Source organism: Microbacterium sp. AC145 (assembly GCF_979258505.1).
Map to the genome: position 1 here is coordinate 1,236,888 of NZ_OZ409859.1, position 22,794 is coordinate 1,259,681.

A 22,794-nucleotide genomic window follows, 5' to 3' on the forward strand; every position below is an offset into this window, starting at 1 on the left:
TCGCTCACGGGCGCGTCGTTTGCCTTTTCCGCGCCGTTCGCACAGGCTGAGCGCATGACGATCTCGAAGCTCGGTGTGATCTGGAACCCCTCGAAAATCGACGAGGGCAAGTTGCGCACCGCCGTGTCCGACACCTTCCCCTCCTCCGAGGTGGAGTGGTGGGAGACGAGCGTCGAAGATCCCGGCCGCGGAATGGCCGAGCTCGCCGTCGAAGCCGGCTGCGACGTCGTGGTGGCGGTCGGCGGCGACGGAACGGTGCGCGCTGTCTCCGAGGCCCTCGCAGGTACCGACGCGGCGCTGGGCATCGTCCCGCAGGGCACAGGGAACCTCCTGGCTCGGAATCTCGAGATCCCCCTCAACAACATCCCTGCCGCGCTGCAGCGGGTGCGTGACAGCGAGCCCAGGAAGATCGACATGGGCTGGGTCGACCTCGACGGCACCGAGCACGGTTTCGTCGTCATGGTGGGCTTCGGGATCGATGCGCAGATGCTCGTAGAGACGGACGATGACCTCAAGGACAAGGCGGGCTGGCTCGCCTATGTCGAAGCGATGGGTCGCGCACTCGCCGGCACGGAGATGACCGACATCACGGTGACGCTCGACGACGGCGATGCACAGGAGCTGCGCGGGCACACCATGCTGATCGGCAACTGCGGAATGGTGCAGGGCGGCATCCGCCTGCTCCCTGACGCGGTGCTCGACGACGGGCTCCTCGACATCCTTCTGGTGAGCGCCGACGGCCCGCTGCAGTGGCTCGACACGGTGCGCTCCTTCGTGTGGGAGAACGGCATCCGGCGCATTCTCGGCGGGGTCGACGAAGCCGTCAGCACCGAGTCCACGCGCCACATCTCGGCCGAACGCGCCACGATCGCGCTCTCGTCGCCGCTGGCCTTCGAGATCGACGGCGAAGAGGTCGGCGAAGTCTCGACGTTCTCGGTGCGGGTCCAGCCCGCAGCGCTCATCGTTCGCTGAGCGTTCCCGGGGGACGACCTTGCTGTCCTGAGTGGGGAACACGACCTTCTGCACGATGATGATGACGCTCGCTGCGACGGGGATCGCGACCAGCGCACCCAGGATTCCGCCGAGCGCACCGCCGGCGACGGCGGCGATGACGACGAGGGCGCCGGGCACGGCCACAGCCTTGTTCATGATGCGCGGCGAGAGCACGTAGGCCTCGATCTGCATGTACACGAGGTAGTAGCCGAAGGCGATCAATGCCGTGACCGGGCTCACGATGAGGCAGATCAGCGAGTTGATGATCGAGGCGCTGAGGGTTCCGACGAGGGGGATCAGTGAGCCGATGAAGGCGATCAGGGCGAGCAGAGCCGGCACCGGCGCTCCGATGATGCTCAGCACGATGAGGCTGAGGACGCCGTTGATGAGCGCGAGGCTGGCCTGACCCATCACGTATCGACCGACCGCGCCCGAGACGTCCTCGAGCAGGCCGCTGAAGGTCTCACGCTGGTACGCCGGGACGAAGCGCGCGGCCACGGTCTTGATACCGCGCAGCGATGCCATGAAGTAGAGCGTCAGGATGAGCACGATCGTCACGCCGGTGAAGCCGCCTGCTATCCCGGCTCCGACGGCGAACACCCCACCGCCGATGTCGGCGAGATTTCCCGGATCCTGCAGGAACGACAGGATGCCGTTCGCAGCGTCCTCGAAGGTCGATCCGAACTGGTCGTTGAGGTCCTCGAACCAGGCCGACGCCATGATGTCCTTGACCATCTGCGGGCCGTTCTCGATCAGGTTCGCGACCTGCTCCACCAGGATGGGGACGATCGCGAGGATGATGCCCGCGAAGGCGAGCACGACTCCGGCGACGACGATGGTGACTGCAGCCGGTCGGGGGAGCTTGCGCTCGAGGAACGAGACGATCGGGTCGAGACCGAGTGCCAGGAAGATCGCGACTCCGATGTAGACGAGCACCGTCGCCAGCTGGTTGACGATGCCGCCCAGCACGAGGGCCACGAGCACGCCCAGGGCGCCGAGGAGTCCGTACATGAACGGATTGATGCGAGCGATCGCCGCTGCCGCGGTCTTCGGCTGCGCCGGGGGAGTCTCAGAGGCGAAGACCCTCTTCGACTGCGACTTGTCGTGCTTGCGGCGCATTGCGGCCCCCACTGTGTTCGATCGGACCCCTCAGTTGACCAGTCGCACCGGGCGAAAGCAAGCGCGACACGGTCACGCGAGGTGCCGGGGTGCGTCGCGCGTGTCCGTGGCCTGTGACATCGTTCGTCCATGGAGACGATCACGCTGCGCCCCTGGTCGGCCGATGACATCGGTCTGCTCCGCCTGGCGAACACCGCGGAGATGACAGCCCACCAGAACGGTTCCGAGACCGAGGAGCAACTTGCCGAACGCAGTGCCCGGTACCTGCGCCTGCGCGAGACCGGCGAAGCCCGGATGTTCGTCATCGAGGACGACACAACACGAGCTGTGGGCTCCATCGGCCACTGGAAGACCGAGTGGCGGGACGAGCCGGCGCTGGAGACGGGATGGTTCGTCGTTCCCGCTGCGCAGGGAAGAGGGATCGCGTCGCGCGCCCTGCGCCTGCTGATCGATGACGCTCGTGCCCATCGAGACGGACGTCGATTCCTGACCGCATTCCCGTCGGTGACGAACCCGGCGTCGAACGCCCTGTGCCACCGCGGCGGCTTCGAGCACGTCGGCTCGTTCACCGGGATGTTTCGCGGCGCCGAGCTGACGATGAACGAGTGGGTCTTCGATCTCGAGAGCGGTCAGCGGTAGTGTGATGCGTCTCAGGGCGTCGAGCGGGGGAGAACAGCGATGACACGAGCGGTGCGCGTCGCGGCATGGACAGCCGCAGCAGGACTCCTGGTGGTCGGTGTCGCCGGCGCGATGGCGACGTACGCCACCTGGTCGGTGTGCGAGGGGGATCAGACCACCGAGCTCTGCCTGCAGACGATGGACCAGCCGGGGCACCTCGTCGCCCTGCAACTGCTCTGGCTCGCCGCGCTGGGACTCTGCATACTCGCGCTGGTCACGGCCCGCGGCCGCTCCGCACGTATCGCCGCCGGTGCAGCGGGGGTTCTCGTTCTCGTCATGAACTATCCGACGGAGTACATCCTGTGGCTCGGAATCGCCGGAGGGCACTGGGACGTGGCGCCGGGGACCGGATCCACGCAATCCCTCGCGTTCCTGCTGGCCGGTCTGCTCGCATCGCTCGCTGCGGCCCTGTCTTCACGGAGACCGCGGGCGACGGACCGCGAGCGCGCGATGCTGCCGAGCGAGGCCGCCGTCTGACGACAGAGCCCCGGCCCGCCCGGTCTCGATCACGAGATTCCAGGCGAGCCGGGGCTCAGTGCGACAGAGACTCAGACGCCGTAGTACAGCTCGAACTCGAACGGGTGCGGGCGCTGCGCCATCGGGAGGATCTCGTTCTCGTACTTGTACGAGATCCAGGTCTCGATGAGCTCCTCGGTGAAGACGCCGCCCTCGAGCAGGAACGCGTGGTCCTCACGCAGTGCATCGAGCGAGTCGAGCAGGGAGTTCGGAACCTGCGGGATGTTCTTGGCCTCCTCGGGCGGAAGCTCGTAAAGGTCCTTGTCGACCGGCTCGTGCGGCTCGATGCGGTTCTTGATTCCGTCGAGGCCCGCCATGAGCTGCGCGGCGAACGCGAGGTACGGGTTGCCCGAGGCATCCGGCGCGCGGAACTCGATGCGCTTGGCCTTGGGGTTGGAGCCCGTGATCGGAATGCGGATCGCGGCGGAGCGGTTGCCGGCCGAGTAGACCAGGTTGACCGGAGCCTCGAAGCCCTTGACCAGACGGTGGTAGCTGTTCAGCGTCGGGTTGGTGAAGGCGAGCAGTGCCGGAGCGTGCGCGAGGATTCCACCGATGTACCAGCGAGCGATGTCACTGAGCTGGCCGTAGCCGGCCTCATCGTAGAACAGCGGCTTACCGTCGCTCCAGAGCGACTGGTGGGTGTGCATACCCGATCCGTTGTCGCCGTACAGCGGCTTCGGCATGAACGTGGCGGTCTTGCCCCACTGGTCTGCCGTGTTCTTGACGATGTACTTGAACTTCAGGATGTCGTCCGCAGCGTGCACCATCGTGTCGAAGCGGTAGTTGATCTCCTGCTGTCCCGCGGTACCCACTTCGTGGTGCGAGCGCTCGAGGATGAATCCGGCGTCGATCAGCTTGAGCGTGATGTCGTCGCGCAGGTCGGCCGTCTTGTCGACGGGGGAGACCGGGAAGTATCCACCCTTGTACGGCGTCTTGTTGCCGAGGTTTCCGCCCTCTTCCTCGCGACCGGTGTTCCACGCGGCCTCTTCGGAGTCGACCTTGTAGAAGCTCTCGCCGGCGGTGACCGAGTAGCGCACCTCGTCGAAGATGTAGAACTCCGCCTCGGGGGCGAAGAACGCGGTGTCGGCGATGCCGGTCGACGCCAGGTACTTCTCGGCGTTCTTGGCGACCTGACGCGGGTCCTTCGAGTAGATCTCGCCGGTGCGCGGGTTGTAGATGTCGAAGATCATGACGAGGGTGCTGGCCTCGCGGAACGGGTCGATGTACGCCGTCGTGACATCCGGGATGAGCTGCATGTCGGACTCGTGGATGCTCGCGAAGCCGCGGATCGAGGAGCCGTCGAACAGCTGGCCGTCGGTGAAGAAGTCCTCGTCGACGGTGGAGGCGGGAATGTTGAAGTGCTGCTGGACACCAGGAAGATCGGTGAATCGGATGTCAAGGAACTTGACGTCGTTCTCCTTGATGTAGGCGAGCACCTCGGACGAATCTTTGAACATGTACGACTCCTGGATTGCGGATCGATGGCTTCACGGCCATTGTGCACAGTACGTGCAGGGCGTTACTCCACGGTATCGGCTTTGTTTCGGGCATGTTACGCGCCGGTAGGCTTGTCGTGTGACGGATGCCGCGAACACGTACCCCGGAGAACGACTCGGAATGCCGGAGGCGGGACCCGGAAGCATCGCCCGACCCGGGCGGAGGATCGGTGCACTTCTGATCGACTACGCCGCCGCGACGATCATCGCGACCGGATTCCTCGGATTCGACCAGTTCGCCTTGCCGAGCGAAGCGGGACTGACCCAGTTCGCGCCGCTCGCGGTGTTCGCGGTGCTTCAGATCCTGTTCATCCCCACCGCCGGGGGCAGCCCCGGCCATCGCATCCTCGGAATGCGCGTCGTCCGGTTCTCGGGAGGCTGGGTCGGTCTCTGGCGGCCGATCGTCAGGACGCTTCTGATCGTGGTCGTGATTCCGGCGGTCATCTGGGATGCTGACCAGCGCGGCCTGCACGACAAGGCGTCGGGGCTGGTGCTGGTTCGCGCCTGAGAGGTTTCAGTCCTTGCCGCGGTTGCGTCGACGGGCCTCGCGAGGAGCGCGACCTCCGACGAACGAGCGGGCAGGGTCTACGACGTATCCCTGTCGCAGCGCTTCGCGCCCGATGAGCATCCGGAATCCCATCTGATCCCGGTTGCTCAGTGTCACCTCGGCGAGCACCTCACGATCGTAGAGACGGATCAGCAGCTCGACCACATACCGTCGCTGCGCATGACCCGAGGAGCTTCGCACGTCGCGTCGATCATGGATCGGCGACTCGACGACGACGGTGTCGTCCTGGCTGTCCTGCCAGGGCTTGACCTGAAATCTCACCCACGACGCGCCGTCGCGCTCGAACTCGTGAATATCGAATGCGTGAAGTGAAGAGGTGCGCGCTCCCGTGTCGATCTTGGCTTTGATCCAGTCGACGCCGAGATCGGGCAGGCTCACCCATTCTCGCCACCCGATAAGAGTGTTTGAATGGGAAGACTTGCTCACCCGACCATCCTGGCAGGAATTCCCCGTGAAGATCGCAGTGCTCTCCCGTGCGCCGCAGGCGTACTCCACCCAACGACTGCGCGCGGCCGCGCTGCAACGCGGTCACACCGTCAAGGTGCTCAACACCCTGCGATTCGCCATCGATCTGACCGCAGACGAACCCGATCTGCATTACCGCGGGCGCCAGCTCAGCGACTACGACGCGATCCTGCCGCGCATCGGCAACTCGATCACCTACTTCGGTACGGCCGTGGTCCGCCAATTCGAGCAGATGGACGTCTACACGCCCAACACTGCGAACGGCATCTCGAGCGCGCGCGACAAGCTGCGTGCCAACCAGATCCTCTCTCGACACAACATCGCGATGCCGCCGACGGCCTTCGTGCGCAATCGGGCGGACGTGCGGCCTGCGATCGAGCGGGTCGGCGGGGCACCTGTCGTCATCAAGCTGCTGGAAGGCACGCAGGGCATCGGTGTGATCCTCGCCCCTCAGGTCAAGGTCGCCGAGGCGATCATCGAGACTCTGCATTCGACGAAGCAGAACGTGCTGATCCAGAAGTTCATCTCCGAGAGCCGCGGACGCGACATCCGTGCGCTCGTCGTCGGCGATCGGGTCGTCGCCGCCATGCGCCGATCGGCGGCCGGCGACGAGTTCCGCTCGAACGTGCATCGCGGCGGCTCGGTCGAGGCGGTGGAGCTCGACCCGATCTACGAGAGGGCCGCCGTGCGCTCGGCGCAGATCATGGGCCTGCGCGTCGCCGGCGTCGACATGCTGGAGGGCGATGACGGACCGCTCGTGATGGAGGTCAACTCCTCGCCCGGGCTGCAGGGCATCGAGACGGCCACGAAACTCGATGTCGCCGGGGCGATCATCGACTACATCGCAGGCCAGGTCGCGTTCCCCGAGATCGACGTCCGCCAGCGCCTCACGGTCTCGACCGGCTACGGCGTCGCCGAGCTCATGGTGCACGGGGCGGTCGATCTCGTCGGCAAGACGCTCGGCGAAGCGGGTCTCTGGGAGCGTGACATCACGGTGCTCACGCTGCACCGAGGGGTCTCCGTCATCCCCAACCCGCGCAAGCACGTGGTGCTCGAGGCAGATGATCGACTCTTCTGCTTCGGCAAGCTCGATGAGATGCGATCTATGGTTCCGGAACGTCGCCGTCGCCGTGCGAAGGTTCGCCGGCTTCCGCGACAGCCACTGTCGGAGTGAACGAGAAGCGCGGCCGCCCTTCGAAAAGGGCGGCCGCGCTTCTTCACGTGCGGATGAGCGGGATCAGCGCGGACGCTGAGCGCGGACCTTCGTCGGGTCGATGCCCTTCGGGATCGGCAACGAGGAGATGGACTGAGACACCGATTCGATGCGGCGGAGCACGGCACCCATCGTCGCCTTGTCGATCGCCTTCGGAAGCTTTTTGATCGTCTTCGCGAGGTCGGCGATCCTCAGATCGCCTTCGCCTGTGCCGACGTAGAGGACCGTGACCGGCACGCCGTGGGCGACACGAGCGGCCTTGCTGCGCTCATCGTTGACCAGACGGGTGAGGCGGCCTCGGGCGCCCTCGCCGACCACGACCACGCCGCCCCGACCGACGGTGCGGTAGACGGCGTCCTGGGTCTTCGGGTTGATGCCGACAGGAGCATCGGTCGCCGACCAGTGGCGGCCGAGGCTGGTGCTCATGACATGGCCCGCCGCGCCGGGCCTGCCCTCGATCTTCTGGTACATCGCTGAGGTCGACAGCCTGGTCATGAGGAACATCGACCCGAGCACGCCGACCATGAGTCCGGAGATTCCCCAGAGGACGAGGGTCCACACCTGGAACGGCGGGAGGAGATAGCCGACGATGAGACCGAGGAGCACGCCCAGCACCAACAGGGCGATCTGAGCCCAGGGAAGCCACGGGTACACCTCGCGGGTGAACCTGAAGAGGGACTTGATCTGGGAGAAGAACCCAGGACGCTTCTCGGGTGCGGGCGTGCGGTTTGCCATGCTTCTAAGACTACCGATTGCTCGACGGGTTCATGACGCCGTTCGCGTGAGGCGGATTCGGTGTGACGGACTGCTCCTGCACCGCTGAGGTGCCGTGTGCGATCGGTGCACAGCGGCATCGATCGGCACCGCGGTGAGTGCGACCGCGGTGTGATGGGTGGATGAACATCCCGGATGGTCCTCCCGAAACGAACATGCTCGTACCGGGGGCGCACCGGGTCATCCGCCTCCTCGGCGCCGACGAGGGCCCGTACAAGGGTGTACTCGTCACTGATCGGGACTCCGTGGCCGTGATGACCGACGCCGACGCGCTGAGCGGTTGGGCGGGGTGGGGCCATGCAGGTGACGAGCATGTCGCAGGTCCGGTGGACCTCGTCAGGCGAGCCGACGGCCACGATGTGCTGCTCCCGTGGTGCACCGAGCGCATCACGGTGTTCCTCGGGCGTCGCGAGGCTGCGGCCGAGACGCTCTCCGCAGGCGAGGTGAGCACCCTCGTCGGAAGCCTTCTTCGCGGACTCGGTGAGCTCGGACACTCATCCGCCGCCGTAGAGGGCGGCGAGTGGTGGCTCACCGACGACGGCCGTCCGCTGTTCGTCATCGGCGCCGGCGAGGATGCCCGTCTCGGTGCGGCGACGCTCATCGACCTCGTGCACCGTGCGACCGTCGACCGCACCTCGGCGCGTGTGCTGGCGGCGATTCGAGACGGGCTGCGGAAAGGCTCCGACCGTCCAGGCGCGCCGCATCGGCAGCTGCAGCTCTGGGAGACCGAGCTGTTCTCGATCGCCGCGCCTCGTCCCCTGCGGCGGGATGCCCATGCGCCGGAGCGGGTGCGCGATATCGAGATGGCGAGGAGTCTCCGCGCGGCACCGATCGAATCGCGACGTGACGCCCGGGCCACGGCGCGCGGTGTGGCGAGACGTGATCGGGAGTCGGCGCACGGTGGGATCGTCGCCGTGACAGCGCCGCTCCGTCGGGCGTTGCGGCAGATCGTCGCGCGGTGGATGAAGCTCGCGAGCCTGCGCACGAGGGCGCACCGCGCGTCTGCGAGCGTGCGAGGGCTCGCGAACGCTGAGCGGGAGGATGCGGTGGGGGCACCCTCCCGCTCAGGACGCAGGTACCTCCTCGCCGGGGCGGCCGCCGCTCTGATCCTCACGGGCGGTCTGCTGTGGCCGGGCGGGGCCACGGGCGAGGCCCCGGCCATGGATCGCGAGGTGGCGGACACCAGTGCCGACGCTGCCGCGGGCGCTGCGGAAGCCGGCAGCGGTGCGACTGCCTCGCCTGCGGAGATCCCGCCGGATGCAGTGTCGGAGGGGACAGCTCTCGACGACCCGGTGCTGGCGGCGCCGCGACTGCTGGCGGCGATCCGGCAGTGCGCCGATGCCGGAGACGACGCATGCGGCGAAGCCGTCGCACCGGGATCCACAGCGGTGAACGACGTCGGGTCCGCACGGTCCGACGGTGTGGGTGAGGCGCAGGAAGAATTCGCGCTGGTCGACGAGTACGGCGATATCGCAGTGGTGCGGATCACCACGACCGCTGGTGGTGTCGCCGACTCGCCTTCGACCACTGAGCGGATGCTCGTGCTCGTCAACCTGGAAGACGAATGGCTGGTCCGCGACGCCTACGACGTCGCGGACCAGCCAGGATGATTCGGTGCTCAGGCTCCGAGCTGTGCGGCGAACTGAGCCGACTCGAGACGCGCCTTGACAGCGCCGAGGAAGCGCGCGGCGTCCGCTCCGTCGATGATGCGGTGGTCGTACGACAGTGCCAGGTAGACGTACGAACGGACGGCGATCGCGTCGCTGCCGCCGACCTTCACCAGACCGGGGCGCTTCACGACCGTGCCGGTGCCGAGGATCGCGGACTGCGGGAGGAACACGACAGGTGTGTCGAACAGCGCGCCGCGCGATCCGGTGTTCGTCAGCGTGAACGTGCCGCCGGCGAGCTCGTCGGGCTTCAGCTTGTTGTCACGAGTGCGCGCAGCGAGGTCAGCGATTTCGTGGGCGATCTCGGCGATGTTCTTCGATGCGGCGTCGCGCAGAACGGGCGTGAGCAGACCGCGCTCGGTGTCGACCGCGATCGAGACGTTCTCGGACTCCGGGTAGACGATGTTCTCTCCGTCGACCGTGGCGTTCACGATCGGGAAGGCGCGCAGCGCCTCGGCGGCGGCGAGTGCGAAGAACGGCAGGAACGACAGCTTGTCGCCGGTCTTCTCGAGGAACGAGCCCTTGACGCTGTCGCGGTACTCCGCGAGAGCGGTGACATCGACCTCGACGACGGTGGTGAGCTGAGCGGTCTGCTGCATCGACTCGACGGCGCGCTTGGCGAGCACCTTGCGCAGACGCGACATCGGCTGTGTGGTGCCACGCAGCGGGGAGGTCTCGAGCGGAGCGGGAGCTGCGGGAGCAGCGCCCGCGGCCGGTGCGGATGCCGCGCTCTCAGCAGCCTTGAGTACGTCCTCCTTGCGGATGCGCCCACCGACGCCGGTGCCGGTGACGCTCGCGAGGTCGACGCCCTGCTGCGACGCGAGGCGCCGAACCAGCGGGGTCACGTACAGGTTGTCGTTCTCGGTCGGAAGCGAAAGCTTCGACTCGGCCGGTGCGGCTGCCGCAGCGGGTGCGGGCTCCGACGGCGCTGCAGGGGGAGCGGGAGCGACAGGTGCGGCCGCGTTCTCGGCAGCGGGTGCCTGAGCCACGGGGGCCTCGGCCGCCGGTGCGGCCGGAGCCTGGGCGGCGGGTGCCTCGGCGGCGGGCGCGGGTGCCTCAGCGGCGGGGGCAGGAGCGGCGCCGGAACCGACGCGAGCGAGAACAGCGCCGACGGCGACCGTCTCGTCTTCGGCGGCGACGATCTCCTGCAGCACACCTGCGACCGGCGAGGGGATCTCGGTGTCGACCTTGTCGGTCGAGATCTCGAGGAGTGCCTCGTCGACCTCGACCGTGTCGCCGACCTGCTTCAGCCAGCGGGTGACGGTGCCTTCAGTGACGCTCTCGCCGAGCTCGGGGAGGACGATGTCCTTCGCGTCGCCGGCGGGGGCGGCCGCGGGAGCAGCCTCAGCGGGTGCGGACTCTGCGGCGGGTGCGGGTGCCTCTGCCGGCGCGGCAGGCTCCGGAGCCTGCTCCTCGGCCGGAGCGGCCGCGGCGGGTGCATCCTGCTCGGGGGCCGCGTTGCTGCCGTCGCCGATGCGCGCGAGGAGCGCGCCGACCTCGACGGTCTCGTCTTCGGCGACGAGGATCTCCTCGATCACACCGGTGACGGGAGAGGGGATCTCGGTGTCGACCTTGTCGGTCGAGATCTCGAGCAGGCCCTCATCCGCCTGGACGGTGTCTCCCACCTGCTTGAGCCAGCGGGTGACCGTACCCTCTGTGACGCTCTCGCCGAGAGGGGGGAGGACGACGGATGTGCTCATGACTGAGGCTCCTTCAAAAGATGAAATGACGCGTGACTAGCTTAGTGAACTGTGCACCGGTTGGTGTTCAGAGGGCGTGGAGTGGCTTTCCGGCGAGTGCGAGGAAGGCTTCGCCGAGTGCCTCGCTCTGTGTGGGATGAGCGTGGATGAGGGGCGCGATGTCTTCCGGGTGTGCTTCCCATGCGACGGCCAGCTGGCCCTCGGTGATGAGCTCGCCCACGCGGTCGCCGAGCAGGTGGACGCCGACGACGGGACCGTCCTTGAGGCGCACGACCTTGACCAGGCCGCTCGTGCCGATGATCTCGCTCTTTCCGTTGCCGGCGAGGTTGTACTCGTAGGCGACGACGGCATCCGCACCGTGCTCGGCGACGGCAGCTTCCTCGGTGATTCCGACCGACGCGACCTCAGGGCTCGAGTAGGTGACCTTGGGGATCTGGATGTCGGGGATGTTCGCGGGGGACAGCCCCGCGATCCGCTCGGCGACGGCGATTCCCTGCTGGAAGCCGCGATGCGCGAGCTGCAGTCCCGGGGTGATGTCGCCGACGGCCCACACGCCGGGGACGCCGGTGCGCAGATCCTGATCGACCGTGACGAAACCACGGTCGAGGGTGACGCCGGCTTCTTCGAAGCCCAGGTCTGCCGTGACAGGACCGCGCCCGACCGCGACGAGGAGATAATCCGCGGAGAACTCCTTGCCGTCTTCGAGCGTGACCGTGACCGATCCACCGTCCTGCGTGGCCGACTGGAACCGGATTCCGAGCGAGTACTGGATGCCGCGGCGCCGGAAGGCACGCTCAAGACCCTTGCTCATCGCGATGTCCTCGTTCGGGACCAGATGCGGGAGAGCTTCGATGATCGTCACCTCGGAGCCGAACGAGCGCCACACGCTCGCGAACTCGACGCCGATCACGCCGCCGCCGAGGATCAGCACGCGCTCGGGGATGACATCCAGAGCCAGCGCCTGCTCGCTCGTCAGGATCCGCCCACCGATCTCGAGGCCGGGCAGGGTGCGGCTGTACGAGCCGGTGGCGAGGATCACGTCCGTGCCGACGTAGACGTCGTCGCCCACGCTCACGGAGCGGTCGGCGTTCAGCCGACCGAAGCCTGCGACGGTGGTGATGCCGCGGGCCTTCACGAGCCCTTCGAGACCTTTGTACTTCTTCGCGACGATCCCCTCGCGGTACGCACGCACGCCAGCCGGGTCGATGCCCTCGAGTGTCGCGGAGATGCCGACGTGAGCGGCATCCCGCACATGCTCCGCCACCTCTGCGGCGTGGAGGAGCGCCTTGGTGGGGATGCATCCGCGGTGCAGGCAGGTGCCGCCGACCTTGTCCTTCTCGATCAGCGCGACGGACTTGCCGAGCTCGCTCGCTCGCAGCGCTGCGGCGTATCCGCCGCTTCCGCCGCCCAGGACGACGATGTCGAAGGTGTGCGTGGTCATGGTCATACCTCCGTGTGGGATGCGTCGGCGAACGCGATGATCGATCGGACCATGGCGCCCGTGGGGCCCTTGTCGGTGAAGCCGTACGGCGCACCGTTGTGCTCGCCGGATCCGGCGATGTCGAGGTGCACCCAGGGGATGCGAGGGGCGTCCTTCTCGTCGGAGACGCGTCCGACGAAGCGTCGCAGGAAGAGTCCTGCATACGACGCACCGCCCATGCGGTCGCTCATGTTCGCGTTCTGCATGTCGGCGATGGGGGAGTCGAGCGAGTCCTCCATGTGCTCGGGCAGAGGCATGTGCCAGGCGAGCTCGTCTGCGCCCCGCGCGGCGCTCAGGAACTCGGCGACCGCGTCGTCGTCGCCGAAGACCCCCGTGTGGCGGTGGCCGAGCGCCATGACGATCGCGCCGGTGAGCGTCGCGACGTCGATGATCACGTCGGGGTTCTCGCGGCTGGCGGCGACCAGGCCGTCCGCCATGACGAGTCGCCCCTCAGCGTCTGTGTTCGGGACCTCGACGGTGGTGCCGTCGAGCATCCGGATGACATCGCCGGGGCGCAGCGCCCGCCCGGAGGGCATGTTGTCGGTGATGCAGAGCCAGGCCGTGACGTGCACAGGAAGACCCAGCGTGGCGATCGCACGCAGCGCGGCGACGCTCGTCGCGGCACCGGCCATGTCGAACTTCATGCCCACCATCGATGCCGCGGGCTTGAGCGAGAGTCCGCCGGTGTCGAAGGTGATCCCCTTGCCGACCAGGGCGATGTGCCGGGTGGCGTCTTCGGGCGCGTAGTCGAGCCGCACGAGTCGCGGAGGGCGGTCCGAGCCCTGGGCGACGCCGAGGATTCCCCCGAAGCCTTGCTCGGCGAGGGCCTTCTCGTCGAGGATCTCGACGGTCACGTCGAGGCCCTCGACGCTGTCCGCGGCGCTCTGCGCGAGCTGGGTGGGGCTCTGCCACTCGGCAGGAACGAACACGAGGTCCTTCACGAGAGCGACGGCCTCGCCGACCGCGACGGCTCGAGAGAGATCCTGGTCATCGAGATCCGCGTGGAGCACGACCGACGTGGCACGGCTCTTGCCGGGCTCGCGGCGGTAGCTGTCGAATCGGTAGCCGCCGAGCGCTGCGCCCTCTGCAGCAGCGGCGGCGAACTGCTCGAGCCCGGGAGCGAGTCCGAGGGAGACGCTCTCGAAACCGGTCAGGGAGCGAAGTGCTGCACCGACGGCGTTCCGAACGGCGGAGGCGTCGGGCTCGCGTCCGACACCGACGACGGCGAACGGCAGCTCCGTGACCTCGGGGGCGTACACGCGGGTGAACGCCGATGGCGAGCCCGTGAATCCGATGCCCTTCAGAGAGGCGGCGAGTCCCGGGTGGTCCGACAGCGACTCGGTGGAGTCGGAGATGTCGGGGATGACGAGCACTGCGGCGTCTGCAGCGCTTCCGGGAAACTGATCTGAGGTGCGCGTGAGCGCGGGAAGCGTCATGCACTCCATCCTACGGATCGACGACGGTCGGGTCGCGGAGCGGAGTGTTCGCTCTCAGCATGACAGCCGCAGCCCTCCCATCGGAAGGTGCTCGTAGCATGGACATATGCCCTTCTCCGGAGAGATCCTCGAACGTGTCGCGAACGCGCCGGCGGTGCCGCGCGGGCTGCCGCTTGTGCTGCTTCTGACGGGTTTCACCGACGCGGGCAACGCGGTCGCAGGGCTTATCGAGCACCTGCGCGAGACCACCTCGCCCGAACCGATCGCGATGTTCGACAACGATGTGCTTCTCGATTACCGCGCGCGTCGCCCCGTGATCTCGTTCGATCAGGATCACCTCACCGAGTTCCGTCCCGCCAGGCTCGAACTCTCGCTCGCGACCGATGCTCTGGGTCAGAAGTTCCTGCTGCTGGCCGGCTACGAACCCGATTTCGCGTGGAACGAGTTCGCACGCACTGTGCTCGATCTCGCCGACGAGTTCGAGGTCTCGGGCCTCAACTGGGTGCACTCGATCGCGATGCCGGTGCCGCACACCCGACCGATCGGAACCACTGTGAGCGGCAATCGACGCGAACTCACCGTCGCGCATTCGGTGTGGCGGCCACGGACCCAGGTGCCCGCCACGGCCGGTCATCTGCTTGAGTTCCGTTTCGCCGAACGGGGAGATCGCGTGGTCGGCTTCGTGCTGCTCGTGCCGCACTACCTCGCCGAGACCGAGAACCCCGATGCGGTGATCGCGGCCGCCGAACGCCTCATGGCCGCGACCGGTCTGGTGCTCATGCTCGACGAGGTGCGAGAGAGCCGAGAGGCCTACATCAACCGCGTCGACGAGCAGGTGATCGGCAATGACGAGTTGCAGCAGATGGTGCAGGGACTCGAGCGTCGCTACGACGCCTACATGGCAGGACGCGACCCGGAGGACGGTTCGTTCGACGAGGGCGGTTTCAACGAGCGCGACCTCCCCAGTGCTGATGAGCTCGCCGCCGAGCTCGAGAGATACCTCGCCTCACGCCCCAGCGGCGACGAGGACAAGCCCGGTCGAGGGTGAGCGCGACGGGCCGTACGGCACGGTCGTGAAGACCAACTCGTCCCGAATGCGCCCGCATGCCCACACGTGTGCGATACTAGGACTCTGACCCGTTGTCAATCGATCTTTCCGGAGATTCGACTTGACAAGGGTCTTACTAGTGTCCGAAAAGTCCCGGGGTCGCCAGCGGCCCCGTGAAAGGCGAAACGTGACTCCTGCCACGACAAAGAACACCCGGACGAAGAAGACCGCTGAAGCTCCGGAGGGCGAGGCGAAGGTCGAGGAGGTGGCTGAGAAGCCGGCCCCGAAGACCGCCGCGCAGCGTGCCGCTGCGAAGCGCGCCCCCGCCAAGAAGAAGAAGGCGGACGACATCGTCGAAGATGACGAGGCTCCCGTCGCAGAGGCGGCCGAGGACGAGGACGAGGACTCCAAGCCCAAGTTCACCGAGCCCCTGCCCACCGGCGCGATCGTCATCTCGTCGAACGATGACGAAGACGTCCCGGTCTACTCGACTCAGATCACCGGCGCCACCGCCGACCCCGTCAAGGACTACCTGAAGCAGATCGGAAAGGTCGCACTGCTGAACGCGGCCGAAGAGGTCGAGCTCGCGATGCGCATCGAGGCCGGGCTGTTCGCGGAGGAGAAGCTCTCCGCGATGTCGACCGCCGAGAAGACGAGCCAGCTCGGGCTCGACCTGCAGTGGGTCGCCCGCGACGGTCAGCGCGCCAAGAGCCACCTGCTCGGCGCCAACCTGCGTCTCGTCGTCTCTCTCGCCAAGCGCTACACCGGCCGCGGCATGCAGTTCCTGGACCTGATCCAGGAGGGCAACCTCGGTCTGATCCGTGCCGTCGAGAAGTTCGACTACACCAAGGGCTTCAAGTTCTCCACCTACGCCACCTGGTGGATCCGTCAGGCGATCACGCGAGCGATGGCCGACCAGGCCCGCACCATCCGCATCCCGGTGCACATGGTCGAGGTCATCAACAAGCTCGCTCGCGTGCAGCGTCAGATGCTTCAGGATCTGGGCCGCGAGCCCACCCCCGAAGAGCTCAGCCGCGAGCTGGACATGACGCCTGAGAAGGTCGTCGAGGTCCAGAAGTACGGTCGCGAGCCCATCTCGCTGCACACGCCGCTCGGCGAGGACGGCGACAGCGAGTTCGGTGACCTCATCGAGGACACCGAGGCCGTGGTCCCCGCGGACGCGGTCGGGTTCACGATGCTGCAGCGCCAGCTCGAGCAGCTGCTCGACTCGCTCTCCGAGCGTGAGGCGGGTGTCATCCGCATGCGCTTCGGACTCGGTGACGGCCAGCCGAAGACGCTCGACCAGATCGGTGACACGTTCGGCGTGACGCGTGAGCGCATCCGTCAGATCGAGTCGAAGACGATGGCGAAGCTCCGCCACCCGAGCCGCTCGCAGTCGCTGCGGGACTACCTCGAGTGATGCAGGCGAACGAAGGCAAGGCGCTCGAGACGAAGGTCGAGGGGAAGAGCTACGCTCGCATCCCTCTCAAGACGCGTGTCGTCATGCCGAGCGACGACCTCGACTCCGTGATCGCGGAGTACGCGAAGGATGCCGTGCAGCCGGGAGACCTGCTGTTCGTGACCGAGAAGATCGTGGCGATCACGCAGGGACGGTCCTACCGCCTCGATGAGATCACCCCGCGTCCCCTCGCGCGGTTCCTCTCCCGCCACGTCGTGCGTACCTCCTACGGCATCGGCCTCGGTATGCCCGAGACGATGGAGATGGCGCTGCGCGAGTGCGGCACGCTGCGCATCCTGTTCGCCGCAGGTGTCTCGGTGATCACGAAGGCCTTCGGCCGCAGCGGTGATTTCTATCGCATCGCGGGCGACAAAGCTCGCGCGATCGACGGTCCGACGAAGAACACGATCCCTCCATACAACGAGGCCGTCGTGCTCGGGCCGAAGGACCCCCGCGGCGTCGCGCTGCGGATCCAGATGCTGATCGGTGGAAAAGCCGATGTCGCTGTCGTGGACATCAACGACATCGGCGGCAACATCCTCGGCTCGACCCTCGACAAGGCAGGCGAACGCCGCCTCGTGCAGATCCTCGGTGACAACCCGCTCGGACAGGCCACGCAGTCGACCCCGATGGGCATCGTTCGCGAGGTCTGACCCTTCGACGGGCTCAGAGACTCACGGTCTCCGGGACGAAGGCCACAGCGACACAGACAGCGAGAAGGCCCGGATGCTCAGCATCCGGGCCTTCGTCGTATCAGCGTGTGCCGGGTCAGAACCCGATGGCCTCCTGATAGCGAGACTTGTGTCCGGTGCGGATGCCCGTGACGCTGGGCTTGTTCTCGTAGACGCCTGCACCCCAGTTGCCCTCGACGAGAACCGGACCGTCCGGCGTCACGACGATGTCCCAGCCCACATACTGCACCTGAGGCACGACCCGGGCAGCCTGATCGACGAACTCTTTCACCTCGTCGATCATCGGGAGCTGGAAGTCGGCGATCGGGAACCCGGAATCCGGGTGCGTCACGTGGACGTGGCCGTGCGAATCGTAGCCGGGGCCCACCGAGTGGCCGTTCTCATCGAGCATCGTGTAGAACCCGCCGAAGCTCATCTGATCGCTCACCGCGCCGCGGCCGAACTTCTGAGCCATCGCGAGGATGTGCGTCTTCTCACCGTCGAAGAACGCGGTCACTCGAGTCGTGTTGACGGTGCCGGGGCAGACGGCGGCGAGATCGGCATGCTGACGGATGACCTCCTCGACGAGTACCTGGTTCTTGCCGAGAAGTTCGGAGTGGAACGCGCTCCAGTCGGTGACATCGGCCGCGTGGTACCGGTGCACACCGGTGCCGGCCTGACCGTGCGTCTCTTTGACGACGATCGTGCCCTGTCGCTCGGTGAAGTCGCGCAGTTCGTCGGCATTGCCATCGACGATCATCATCCACTCGCGCTTGAGCAGCGCGTCGAAGCGCTGGTTGAACTCGGCCTTGTCGTGGAAGAGATGGCGGAAATCGGGGTGATCGTACTTCTGCGAGATCTCGTTGGAGACAGGGTGCGTCATGTACGTGTCGCGCTCCGCCTTGGTCAGGATCGCGAAGTCGTAGTCGATGTAATCCTGGAAGCCGACGTTGTGCCGGCCGGCTGACCACAGCATGTCCACGACCACGAGCGGCACGGCCTTGCCGTGCTGCGCAGAGGCCTCCTTGGCCCGCTCGACGACCGAGGCGACATCGATGCGACGGGCGCGCGCGAGCAGATAGCGGACGCGGGGCACGGGGGAAAAGCGTGACATGGATCTCCAGGGTCGGGTACGGCTCCAGTCTACGGGGGCCTCTCAGGGCAACCTGGAAGGCCCGGGCTAGTCTTGTCGGGTGTGTGAGACGACTACTTCCTCCCGCCCGCGCGCGATGATCTCCCGATCGGCACTCGCTTCGGCTGCGTCGGAAGCGGTGTCCGCCGGGGGCCGCGTGGCCGATCTCCGGCGCGACGCATGGGGGCACGGGGTTCTCGCGGTCGCCCACGCGGCGACCGCAGCCGGGGCGCGTGCCGTGCTCGTGGATTCCCGGGCAGAGGCTGACATGCTCGCGCTCGAAGGCATCGAGGCGATCATCGACGGCGCCGCCGACATCGACCCTCGCATCCTCTATGGGCTGCCGGATGACGAAGGGACGCTCAGAACACGCCCCGTGATGCGTCTCGTCGGTCGGGTGCTCTCGACGAAACCCCTCAAGGCAGGGGACGCGGTGTCCTACGGATACACGCACCGCGCCACCACCGCCACGACGGCAGCGCTCATCACCGGCGGATATGCGCAGGGGATCGTGCGCGCGCTCGGGAATGCCGCGCAGGTCGAGGTCGATGGGGCAGTCCGCCCCATCGTGGGTCGCGTCGCGATGGACGTCTGCGTGATCGATCTCGGTGATCAGGATGCCGCGGTCGGTACCGAAGCCACCTACTTCGGGGGGAACGGCCCGATCGCACCGGCTCTCGCCCGGTGGAGCACCGTCACCGGCCTCTCGGTCGCGGAGCTGATCACCGTGGCGGGCACCCACGCCGACCGGGGATGGGAAGCATGAGCCGCCCCGAACTGCGGCTGAGGACCGACCGTCTCGTCGCGAACGTCCGAGCAGTGCGCGAACGCATCGCGCCCTCGGAGCTGATGATGGTGTTCAAGGACGACGCCTACGGCCACGGCCTGACCTGGGCGGTCGAATCCGCGAAGGAAGCGGGAGTCGAGTGGTTCGGATCGTATGACATCCCGGACGGTGTCACGATGCGGCGGCTGCTCGGTACCGAGGGCAGGATCTTCGCCTGGGTCACATCGACGGATGCCGAGATCGACGAGGCCCTGATCCATCGGATCGATCTGGGAGTCGGCAGCACGGAGTACCTGGCGCGTGTCATCACACGGGCCAGTGAGCTCGGAGCATGTGCCCGAGTGCATCTCAAGATCGACACCGGACTGCACCGCAACGGGCTGCTGCCCGAGGAATGGCAGGAGACGGTCACGGTCGTCCGAGCGGCTGAGCGTGAGGGGCTCGTCGAGCTCGTCGGCGTCTGGAGCCATCTCGCCGAGTCGAGCGATTCCGAAGATGATGACGCTCGCGAGGTGTTCCTCGAGGCCGTTCGCGTGGCAGGTGAGTCCGGAACGACACCGGTGTCGCTACATCTCACCGCCTCGGCTGCGTCGTGGTGGCGACCGGAACTGCGCGGCACGCTCTCGCGCATCGGCGCCTTCTGCTACGGCATCCGCTCTGCTGACGGCCCGGAGATCGACGGCATCGACCCCGTCGCGGAGCTGACGGCCACGGTGACAGAGCTTCGGGGCGCCGACGTGGTCATCGCGATCGGCTCGTTCGACGGGATTCCGTCGACGCTCGCGGGTGCCGAGGTCGGCACCCCGGCCGGCGCACGCGAGCTGAAGATCGTCGACTCGACCGCCTCGATCGTGGCGGGCTGGCCGGGCGCAGCTCTGGGCGACACGGTCTGGCTGTTCGGTGCGGGGGAGCACGGCGAACGGACTGCGACCGGAATGGCGGAGTACATCGACACGGTCGGAGAAGAGATCCTCACGAGGCTGACTCCGCGCGTGCGTCGAGTCGTCGTCTCGTGAGACAGGTATGAGAGCCGTGACATGAAAAACGGAGCCCGGCCGATGTCGGGCTCCGTTCTCGGCTGACTGCCGCGATCAGTCGATCAGGCGAGCGGTCTCGTCGTGCCAGCTGGTGGCGATGCTGCGGAGCTTCTCTTCGTACTTGCGGCCGTGGTGGGCGCAGAAGAGCAGCTCGGAGCCATTGACCTCGGCCGCGATGTAGGCCTGAGCGCCACAGGAATCGCAACGATCCATGGCGGTCAGGCGGAACTCGACGGCGGAGGTCTCACGTTCGGTCGTTGCGTTCATCTCGGTGCCTCCTTGAGTGTCGGGTCCGCTGGTTGGGCGTGTTCAATACAACCACGCGATACCTGTGCGCATGCCCGCTTTGCGGCGTGTTTCGCTCAGCGCGTACGCGATGCGTCCAGGTCGCAGCCCATCGGGGAGTGTCTGCGCGGTTCGGGCACCTGCCGCGAATAGACTCGGAGATTGTGACCGCCGAGTATTCCGCCCATCATCTCCAGGTGCTCGAAGGGCTCGAAGCCGTCCGCAAGCGACCGGGTATGTACATCGGTTCCAACGGATCGCCGGGCCTGATGCACTGCCTCTGGGAGGTCATCGACAACGCCGTCGACGAAGCTGTGGCCGGCAACGGAACGAAGATCGACGTCATCCTGCATTCCGACGGAAGCGTCGAGGTGCATGACCGAGGCCGTGGCATCCCTGTCGATGTCGAGCCGCGCACGGGGCTCACAGGCGTCGAGGTCGTCTTCACCAAGCTGCACGCCGGCGGCAAGTTCGGCGGTGGCTCGTATGCTGCATCCGGCGGACTGCACGGTGTCGGGGCTTCTGTCGTGAACGCTCTCTCCGAACGTCTGGACGTCGAGGTGGATCGCGGCGGCAAGACCTACGCGATGTCCTTCCACCGGGGGGAGCCCGGGCTCTTCGCCGACAAGGGCGAGAAGCGCCCTGATGCGCCGTTCACGCCCTTCGAGCAGAAGAGCGAACTGCGCGTCATCGGCAAAGCGGCACGAGGTGCCACCGGCACCCGGGTGCGCTATTGGGCTGACCGACAGATCTTCACCAAGGACGCCGCGTTCCAGCTCACCGAGCTCGAGACGCGTGCACGTCAGACCGCGTTCCTGGTGCCCGGCCTCGAGATCGTGGTCAAGGATGCCCGAGCAGTGGGCGACGGCGACGCGGCCGCTCAGATCGACGAGACGTCGTACCACTACGAGGGCGGCATCTCGGAGTTCGTCGAGTACCTCGCGACCGACGCACCGGTCACCGACACCTGGCGCATCCAGGGCGAGGGCACCTTCACCGAGACCGTGCCGGTGCTGCAGGCGAACGGCCACATGGTCGCCACCGAGGTCGAACGCGTGTGCGCGGTCGACATCGCGATGCGCTGGGGCACCGGCTACGACACCGTGACACGCTCGTTCGTCAACATCATCTCGACCCCCAAGGGCGGCACTCATCAGCAGGGCTTCGAGCAGGAGCTCCTCAAGATGCTCCGCGCTCAGGTCGAGCAGAACGCGCGTCGCCTCAAGGTCGGCAGCAACGACAAGATCGAGAAGGACGATGTGCTGGCGGGTCTCACCGCCGTGCTCACCGTGAACGTCCCTGAGCCGCAGTTCGAGGGCCAGACCAAGGAGGTGCTCGGCACGCCCGCCGTGCGCCAGATCGTGGCCCAGGTGCTGCGCAAGGACCTCGCCGCGCGATTCTCATCGACCAAGCGCGATGACAAGAGCCAGGCGACGCAACTGCTCGACAAGGTCGTCGCCGAGATGAAGGCGCGCGTCTCTGCTCGCGCCCACAAGGAGACCCAGCGTCGCAAGAACGCGCTCGAGTCGTCGACATTGCCGACCAAGCTCGTCGACTGCCGCACGAACGAGGTCGAGCGCAGCGAGCTCTTCATCGTCGAGGGCGACTCCGCACTCGGCACCGCCAAGAACGCACGCAACAGCGAGTTTCAGGCATTGCTGCCGATCCGCGGCAAGATCCTCAACGTGCAGAAGGCATCGGTGGGCGACATGCTCTCGAACGCAGAATGCGCGTCGATCATCCAGGTGATCGGAGCGGGTTCCGGTCGGAGCTTCGACATCGATGCCGCCCGCTACGGCAAGGTCATCCTGATGAGCGACGCCGACGTCGACGGGGCGCATATCCGCACGCTGCTGCTGACGCTCTTCTACCGCTACATGCGTCCTCTCATCGAGCACGGCCGCGTGTTCGCGGCGGTGCCTCCGCTGCACCGCGTGATCGTGATGAACCCGGGTTCCAAGCCCAACGAGACGATCTACACCTACAGCGAGCAGGAGATGCATGCGCTTCTGACGAAGCTGCGCAAGGCCGGGAAGAAGTGGCACGAACCCATCCAGCGCTACAAGGGCCTCGGCGAGATGGATGCCGAGCAACTGGCGACCACCACCATGGATCGCGGTGGACGTCTGCTCAGGCGGGTCCGCATGGAGGACGCGGAAGCCGCAGGGCGCGTGTTCGAGCTGCTGATGGGCAACGAGGTCGCCCCTCGGCGCGAGTTCATCATCGAGTCATCCGACAGGCTCTCGCGCGAGGCCATCGACGCCTGATGG

Annotated in this window: 20 protein-coding genes and 1 pseudogene; 12 read left to right on the top strand and 9 right to left on the bottom strand. The window is 66.8% G+C overall.

Going from position 1 to position 22,794, the window contains the following annotated elements:
* The first annotated feature begins 54 nt into the window (after positions 1-54).
* Positions 55-972 (top strand): diacylglycerol/lipid kinase family protein, encoded by a 918-nt coding sequence (locus ACZZZN_RS06095; protein ID WP_463504295.1) that lies wholly within the window; start codon positions 55-57, stop codon positions 970-972.
* A 57-nt stretch (positions 973-1,029) separates the two neighbouring features.
* On the opposite strand, the pseudogene ACZZZN_RS06100 reads toward ACZZZN_RS06095, so the two are convergent.
* A pseudogene (locus ACZZZN_RS06100) lies at positions 1,030-2,112 on the bottom strand (AI-2E family transporter); the annotation flags it as partial.
* 129 nt (positions 2,113-2,241) lie between these two features.
* Between ACZZZN_RS06100 and ACZZZN_RS06105 the strand changes: the two are divergent.
* Together ACZZZN_RS06105 and ACZZZN_RS06110 are read left to right on the top strand one after the other, a co-directional pair.
* Positions 2,242-2,751 carry a GNAT family N-acetyltransferase gene (locus ACZZZN_RS06105; protein WP_463504296.1) on the top strand — a complete coding sequence of 170 codons (510 nt, stop codon included), beginning with the start codon at positions 2,242-2,244 and terminating at the stop codon, positions 2,749-2,751.
* A gap of 39 nt (positions 2,752-2,790) precedes the next feature.
* Complete coding sequence (locus tag ACZZZN_RS06110) at positions 2,791-3,267, top strand: LPXTG cell wall anchor domain-containing protein (protein ID WP_463504297.1); 477 nt, start codon at positions 2,791-2,793, stop codon at positions 3,265-3,267.
* A gap of 71 nt (positions 3,268-3,338) precedes the next feature.
* Here ACZZZN_RS06110 and glnA read toward each other — a convergent pair whose 3' ends face one another.
* Complete coding sequence (gene glnA / locus ACZZZN_RS06115) at positions 3,339-4,763, bottom strand: type I glutamate--ammonia ligase (protein WP_463504298.1); 1,425 nt, start codon at positions 4,761-4,763, stop codon at positions 3,339-3,341.
* Positions 4,764-4,923: 160 nt separating this feature from the next.
* On the opposite strand from glnA, the gene ACZZZN_RS06120 reads away from it, so the two are divergent.
* Positions 4,924-5,310 (top strand): RDD family protein, encoded by a 387-nt coding sequence (locus ACZZZN_RS06120; protein ID WP_463506554.1) that lies wholly within the window; start codon positions 4,924-4,926, stop codon positions 5,308-5,310.
* Between the two features lie 6 nt (positions 5,311-5,316).
* Here the strand turns inward: ACZZZN_RS06120 and ACZZZN_RS06125 are convergent, their stop codons facing one another.
* Positions 5,317-5,796 carry an ATP-dependent zinc protease family protein gene (locus tag ACZZZN_RS06125; RefSeq protein ID WP_463504299.1) on the bottom strand — a complete coding sequence of 160 codons (480 nt, stop codon included), beginning with the start codon at positions 5,794-5,796 and terminating at the stop codon, positions 5,317-5,319.
* A gap of 25 nt (positions 5,797-5,821) precedes the next feature.
* Here ACZZZN_RS06125 and ACZZZN_RS06130 point away from each other — a divergent pair, with 25 nt between their 5' ends.
* Positions 5,822-7,009, top strand: a complete 1,188-nt coding sequence (locus ACZZZN_RS06130) for a RimK family alpha-L-glutamate ligase (RefSeq protein ID WP_056307480.1) — start codon at positions 5,822-5,824, stop codon at positions 7,007-7,009.
* A 63-nt stretch (positions 7,010-7,072) separates the two neighbouring features.
* On the opposite strand, the gene ACZZZN_RS06135 is transcribed toward ACZZZN_RS06130, so the two are convergent.
* Positions 7,073-7,783, bottom strand: a complete 711-nt coding sequence (locus ACZZZN_RS06135; protein ID WP_463504300.1) for a DUF4191 family protein — start codon at positions 7,781-7,783, stop codon at positions 7,073-7,075.
* Between the two features lie 161 nt (positions 7,784-7,944).
* On the opposite strand from ACZZZN_RS06135, the gene ACZZZN_RS06140 reads away from it, so the two are divergent.
* Entirely contained in the window at positions 7,945-9,432 is a 1,488-nt protein-coding gene (locus ACZZZN_RS06140; RefSeq protein WP_463504301.1) for a hypothetical protein, read from the top strand.
* An 8-nt stretch (positions 9,433-9,440) separates the two neighbouring features.
* On the opposite strand, the gene sucB is transcribed toward ACZZZN_RS06140, so the two are convergent.
* The 3 genes from sucB to ACZZZN_RS06155 form a co-directional block, all read right to left on the bottom strand.
* Entirely contained in the window at positions 9,441-11,189 is a 1,749-nt protein-coding gene (sucB, locus tag ACZZZN_RS06145; RefSeq protein ID WP_463504302.1) for a 2-oxoglutarate dehydrogenase, E2 component, dihydrolipoamide succinyltransferase, read from the bottom strand.
* A gap of 67 nt (positions 11,190-11,256) precedes the next feature.
* On the bottom strand, positions 11,257-12,630 hold the full coding sequence (gene lpdA / locus ACZZZN_RS06150; RefSeq protein WP_463504303.1) for a dihydrolipoyl dehydrogenase: 1,374 nt from the start codon (positions 12,628-12,630) through the stop codon (positions 11,257-11,259).
* Between the two features lie 2 nt (positions 12,631-12,632).
* Entirely contained in the window at positions 12,633-14,105 is a 1,473-nt protein-coding gene (locus tag ACZZZN_RS06155; protein ID WP_463504304.1) for a leucyl aminopeptidase, read from the bottom strand.
* Between the two features lie 106 nt (positions 14,106-14,211).
* Between ACZZZN_RS06155 and ACZZZN_RS06160 the strand changes: the two genes are divergently transcribed.
* From ACZZZN_RS06160 to ACZZZN_RS06170, 3 genes are all read left to right on the top strand, one after another.
* Entirely contained in the window at positions 14,212-15,153 is a 942-nt protein-coding gene (locus ACZZZN_RS06160; RefSeq protein ID WP_463504305.1) for a proteasome assembly chaperone family protein, read from the top strand.
* A gap of 187 nt (positions 15,154-15,340) precedes the next feature.
* A complete protein-coding gene (locus tag ACZZZN_RS06165) occupies positions 15,341-16,573 on the top strand; it encodes an RNA polymerase sigma factor (RefSeq protein WP_463504306.1) in 1,233 nt (410 codons plus the stop codon).
* On the top strand, positions 16,573-17,265 hold the full coding sequence (locus tag ACZZZN_RS06170) for a coenzyme F420-0:L-glutamate ligase (RefSeq protein WP_463504307.1): 693 nt from the start codon (positions 16,573-16,575) through the stop codon (positions 17,263-17,265). The genes ACZZZN_RS06165 and ACZZZN_RS06170 overlap by 1 nt, the downstream gene beginning before the upstream one ends.
* A gap of 115 nt (positions 17,266-17,380) precedes the next feature.
* On the opposite strand, the gene ACZZZN_RS06175 is transcribed toward ACZZZN_RS06170, so the two are convergent.
* Positions 17,381-18,397, bottom strand: a complete 1,017-nt coding sequence (locus tag ACZZZN_RS06175) for a sugar-transfer associated ATP-grasp domain-containing protein (protein WP_463504308.1) — start codon at positions 18,395-18,397, stop codon at positions 17,381-17,383.
* A gap of 175 nt (positions 18,398-18,572) precedes the next feature.
* Here ACZZZN_RS06175 and ACZZZN_RS06180 point away from each other — a divergent pair, with 175 nt between their 5' ends.
* Together ACZZZN_RS06180 and ACZZZN_RS06185 are read left to right on the top strand one after the other, a co-directional pair.
* On the top strand, positions 18,573-19,181 hold the full coding sequence (locus ACZZZN_RS06180; protein ID WP_463504309.1) for an alanine racemase: 609 nt from the start codon (positions 18,573-18,575) through the stop codon (positions 19,179-19,181).
* Entirely contained in the window at positions 19,178-20,218 is a 1,041-nt protein-coding gene (locus ACZZZN_RS06185; RefSeq protein WP_463504310.1) for an alanine racemase, read from the top strand. The genes ACZZZN_RS06180 and ACZZZN_RS06185 overlap by 4 nt, the downstream gene beginning before the upstream one ends.
* A 75-nt stretch (positions 20,219-20,293) precedes the next feature.
* On the opposite strand, the gene ACZZZN_RS06190 is transcribed toward ACZZZN_RS06185, so the two are convergent.
* Complete coding sequence (locus tag ACZZZN_RS06190; RefSeq protein WP_042540282.1) at positions 20,294-20,506, bottom strand: DUF7455 domain-containing protein; 213 nt, start codon at positions 20,504-20,506, stop codon at positions 20,294-20,296.
* A gap of 182 nt (positions 20,507-20,688) precedes the next feature.
* Here ACZZZN_RS06190 and ACZZZN_RS06195 point away from each other — a divergent pair, with 182 nt between their 5' ends.
* The gene (locus ACZZZN_RS06195; protein ID WP_463504311.1) at positions 20,689-22,791 is read left to right on the top strand and encodes a DNA gyrase/topoisomerase IV subunit B; all 2,103 of its coding nucleotides are present in this window, start codon (positions 20,689-20,691) and stop codon (positions 22,789-22,791) included.
* Positions 22,792-22,794 lie beyond the last annotated feature (3 nt).

Bases quoted from the DNA above. Each gene is read 5' to 3' on its own strand.
- ACZZZN_RS06105 (WP_463504296.1), top strand. From the start codon at position 2,242: ATGGAGACGATCACGCTGCGCCCCTGGTCGGCCGATGACATCGGTCTG.
- ACZZZN_RS06135 (WP_463504300.1), bottom strand. From the start codon at position 7,783: ATGGCAAACCGCACGCCCGCACCCGAGAAGCGTCCTGGGTTCTTCTCC.
- glnA (WP_463504298.1), bottom strand. From the start codon at position 4,763: ATGTTCAAAGATTCGTCCGAGGTGCTCGCCTACATCAAGGAGAACGAC.
- ACZZZN_RS06110 (WP_463504297.1), top strand. From the start codon at position 2,791: ATGACACGAGCGGTGCGCGTCGCGGCATGGACAGCCGCAGCAGGACTC.
- ACZZZN_RS06155 (WP_463504304.1), bottom strand. From the start codon at position 14,105: ATGACGCTTCCCGCGCTCACGCGCACCTCAGATCAGTTTCCCGGAAGC.
- ACZZZN_RS06095 (WP_463504295.1), top strand. From the start codon at position 55: ATGACGATCTCGAAGCTCGGTGTGATCTGGAACCCCTCGAAAATCGAC.
- sucB (WP_463504302.1), bottom strand. From the start codon at position 11,189: ATGAGCACATCCGTCGTCCTCCCCCCTCTCGGCGAGAGCGTCACAGAG.
- ACZZZN_RS06175 (WP_463504308.1), bottom strand. From the start codon at position 18,397: ATGTCACGCTTTTCCCCCGTGCCCCGCGTCCGCTATCTGCTCGCGCGC.
- ACZZZN_RS06120 (WP_463506554.1), top strand. From the start codon at position 4,924: ATGCCGGAGGCGGGACCCGGAAGCATCGCCCGACCCGGGCGGAGGATC.
- ACZZZN_RS06140 (WP_463504301.1), top strand. From the start codon at position 7,945: ATGAACATCCCGGATGGTCCTCCCGAAACGAACATGCTCGTACCGGGG.
- ACZZZN_RS06160 (WP_463504305.1), top strand. From the start codon at position 14,212: ATGCCCTTCTCCGGAGAGATCCTCGAACGTGTCGCGAACGCGCCGGCG.
- ACZZZN_RS06170 (WP_463504307.1), top strand. From the start codon at position 16,573: ATGCAGGCGAACGAAGGCAAGGCGCTCGAGACGAAGGTCGAGGGGAAG.
- ACZZZN_RS06190 (WP_042540282.1), bottom strand. From the start codon at position 20,506: ATGAACGCAACGACCGAACGTGAGACCTCCGCCGTCGAGTTCCGCCTG.
- ACZZZN_RS06185 (WP_463504310.1), top strand. From the start codon at position 19,178: ATGAGCCGCCCCGAACTGCGGCTGAGGACCGACCGTCTCGTCGCGAAC.
- lpdA (WP_463504303.1), bottom strand. From the start codon at position 12,630: ATGACCACGCACACCTTCGACATCGTCGTCCTGGGCGGCGGAAGCGGC.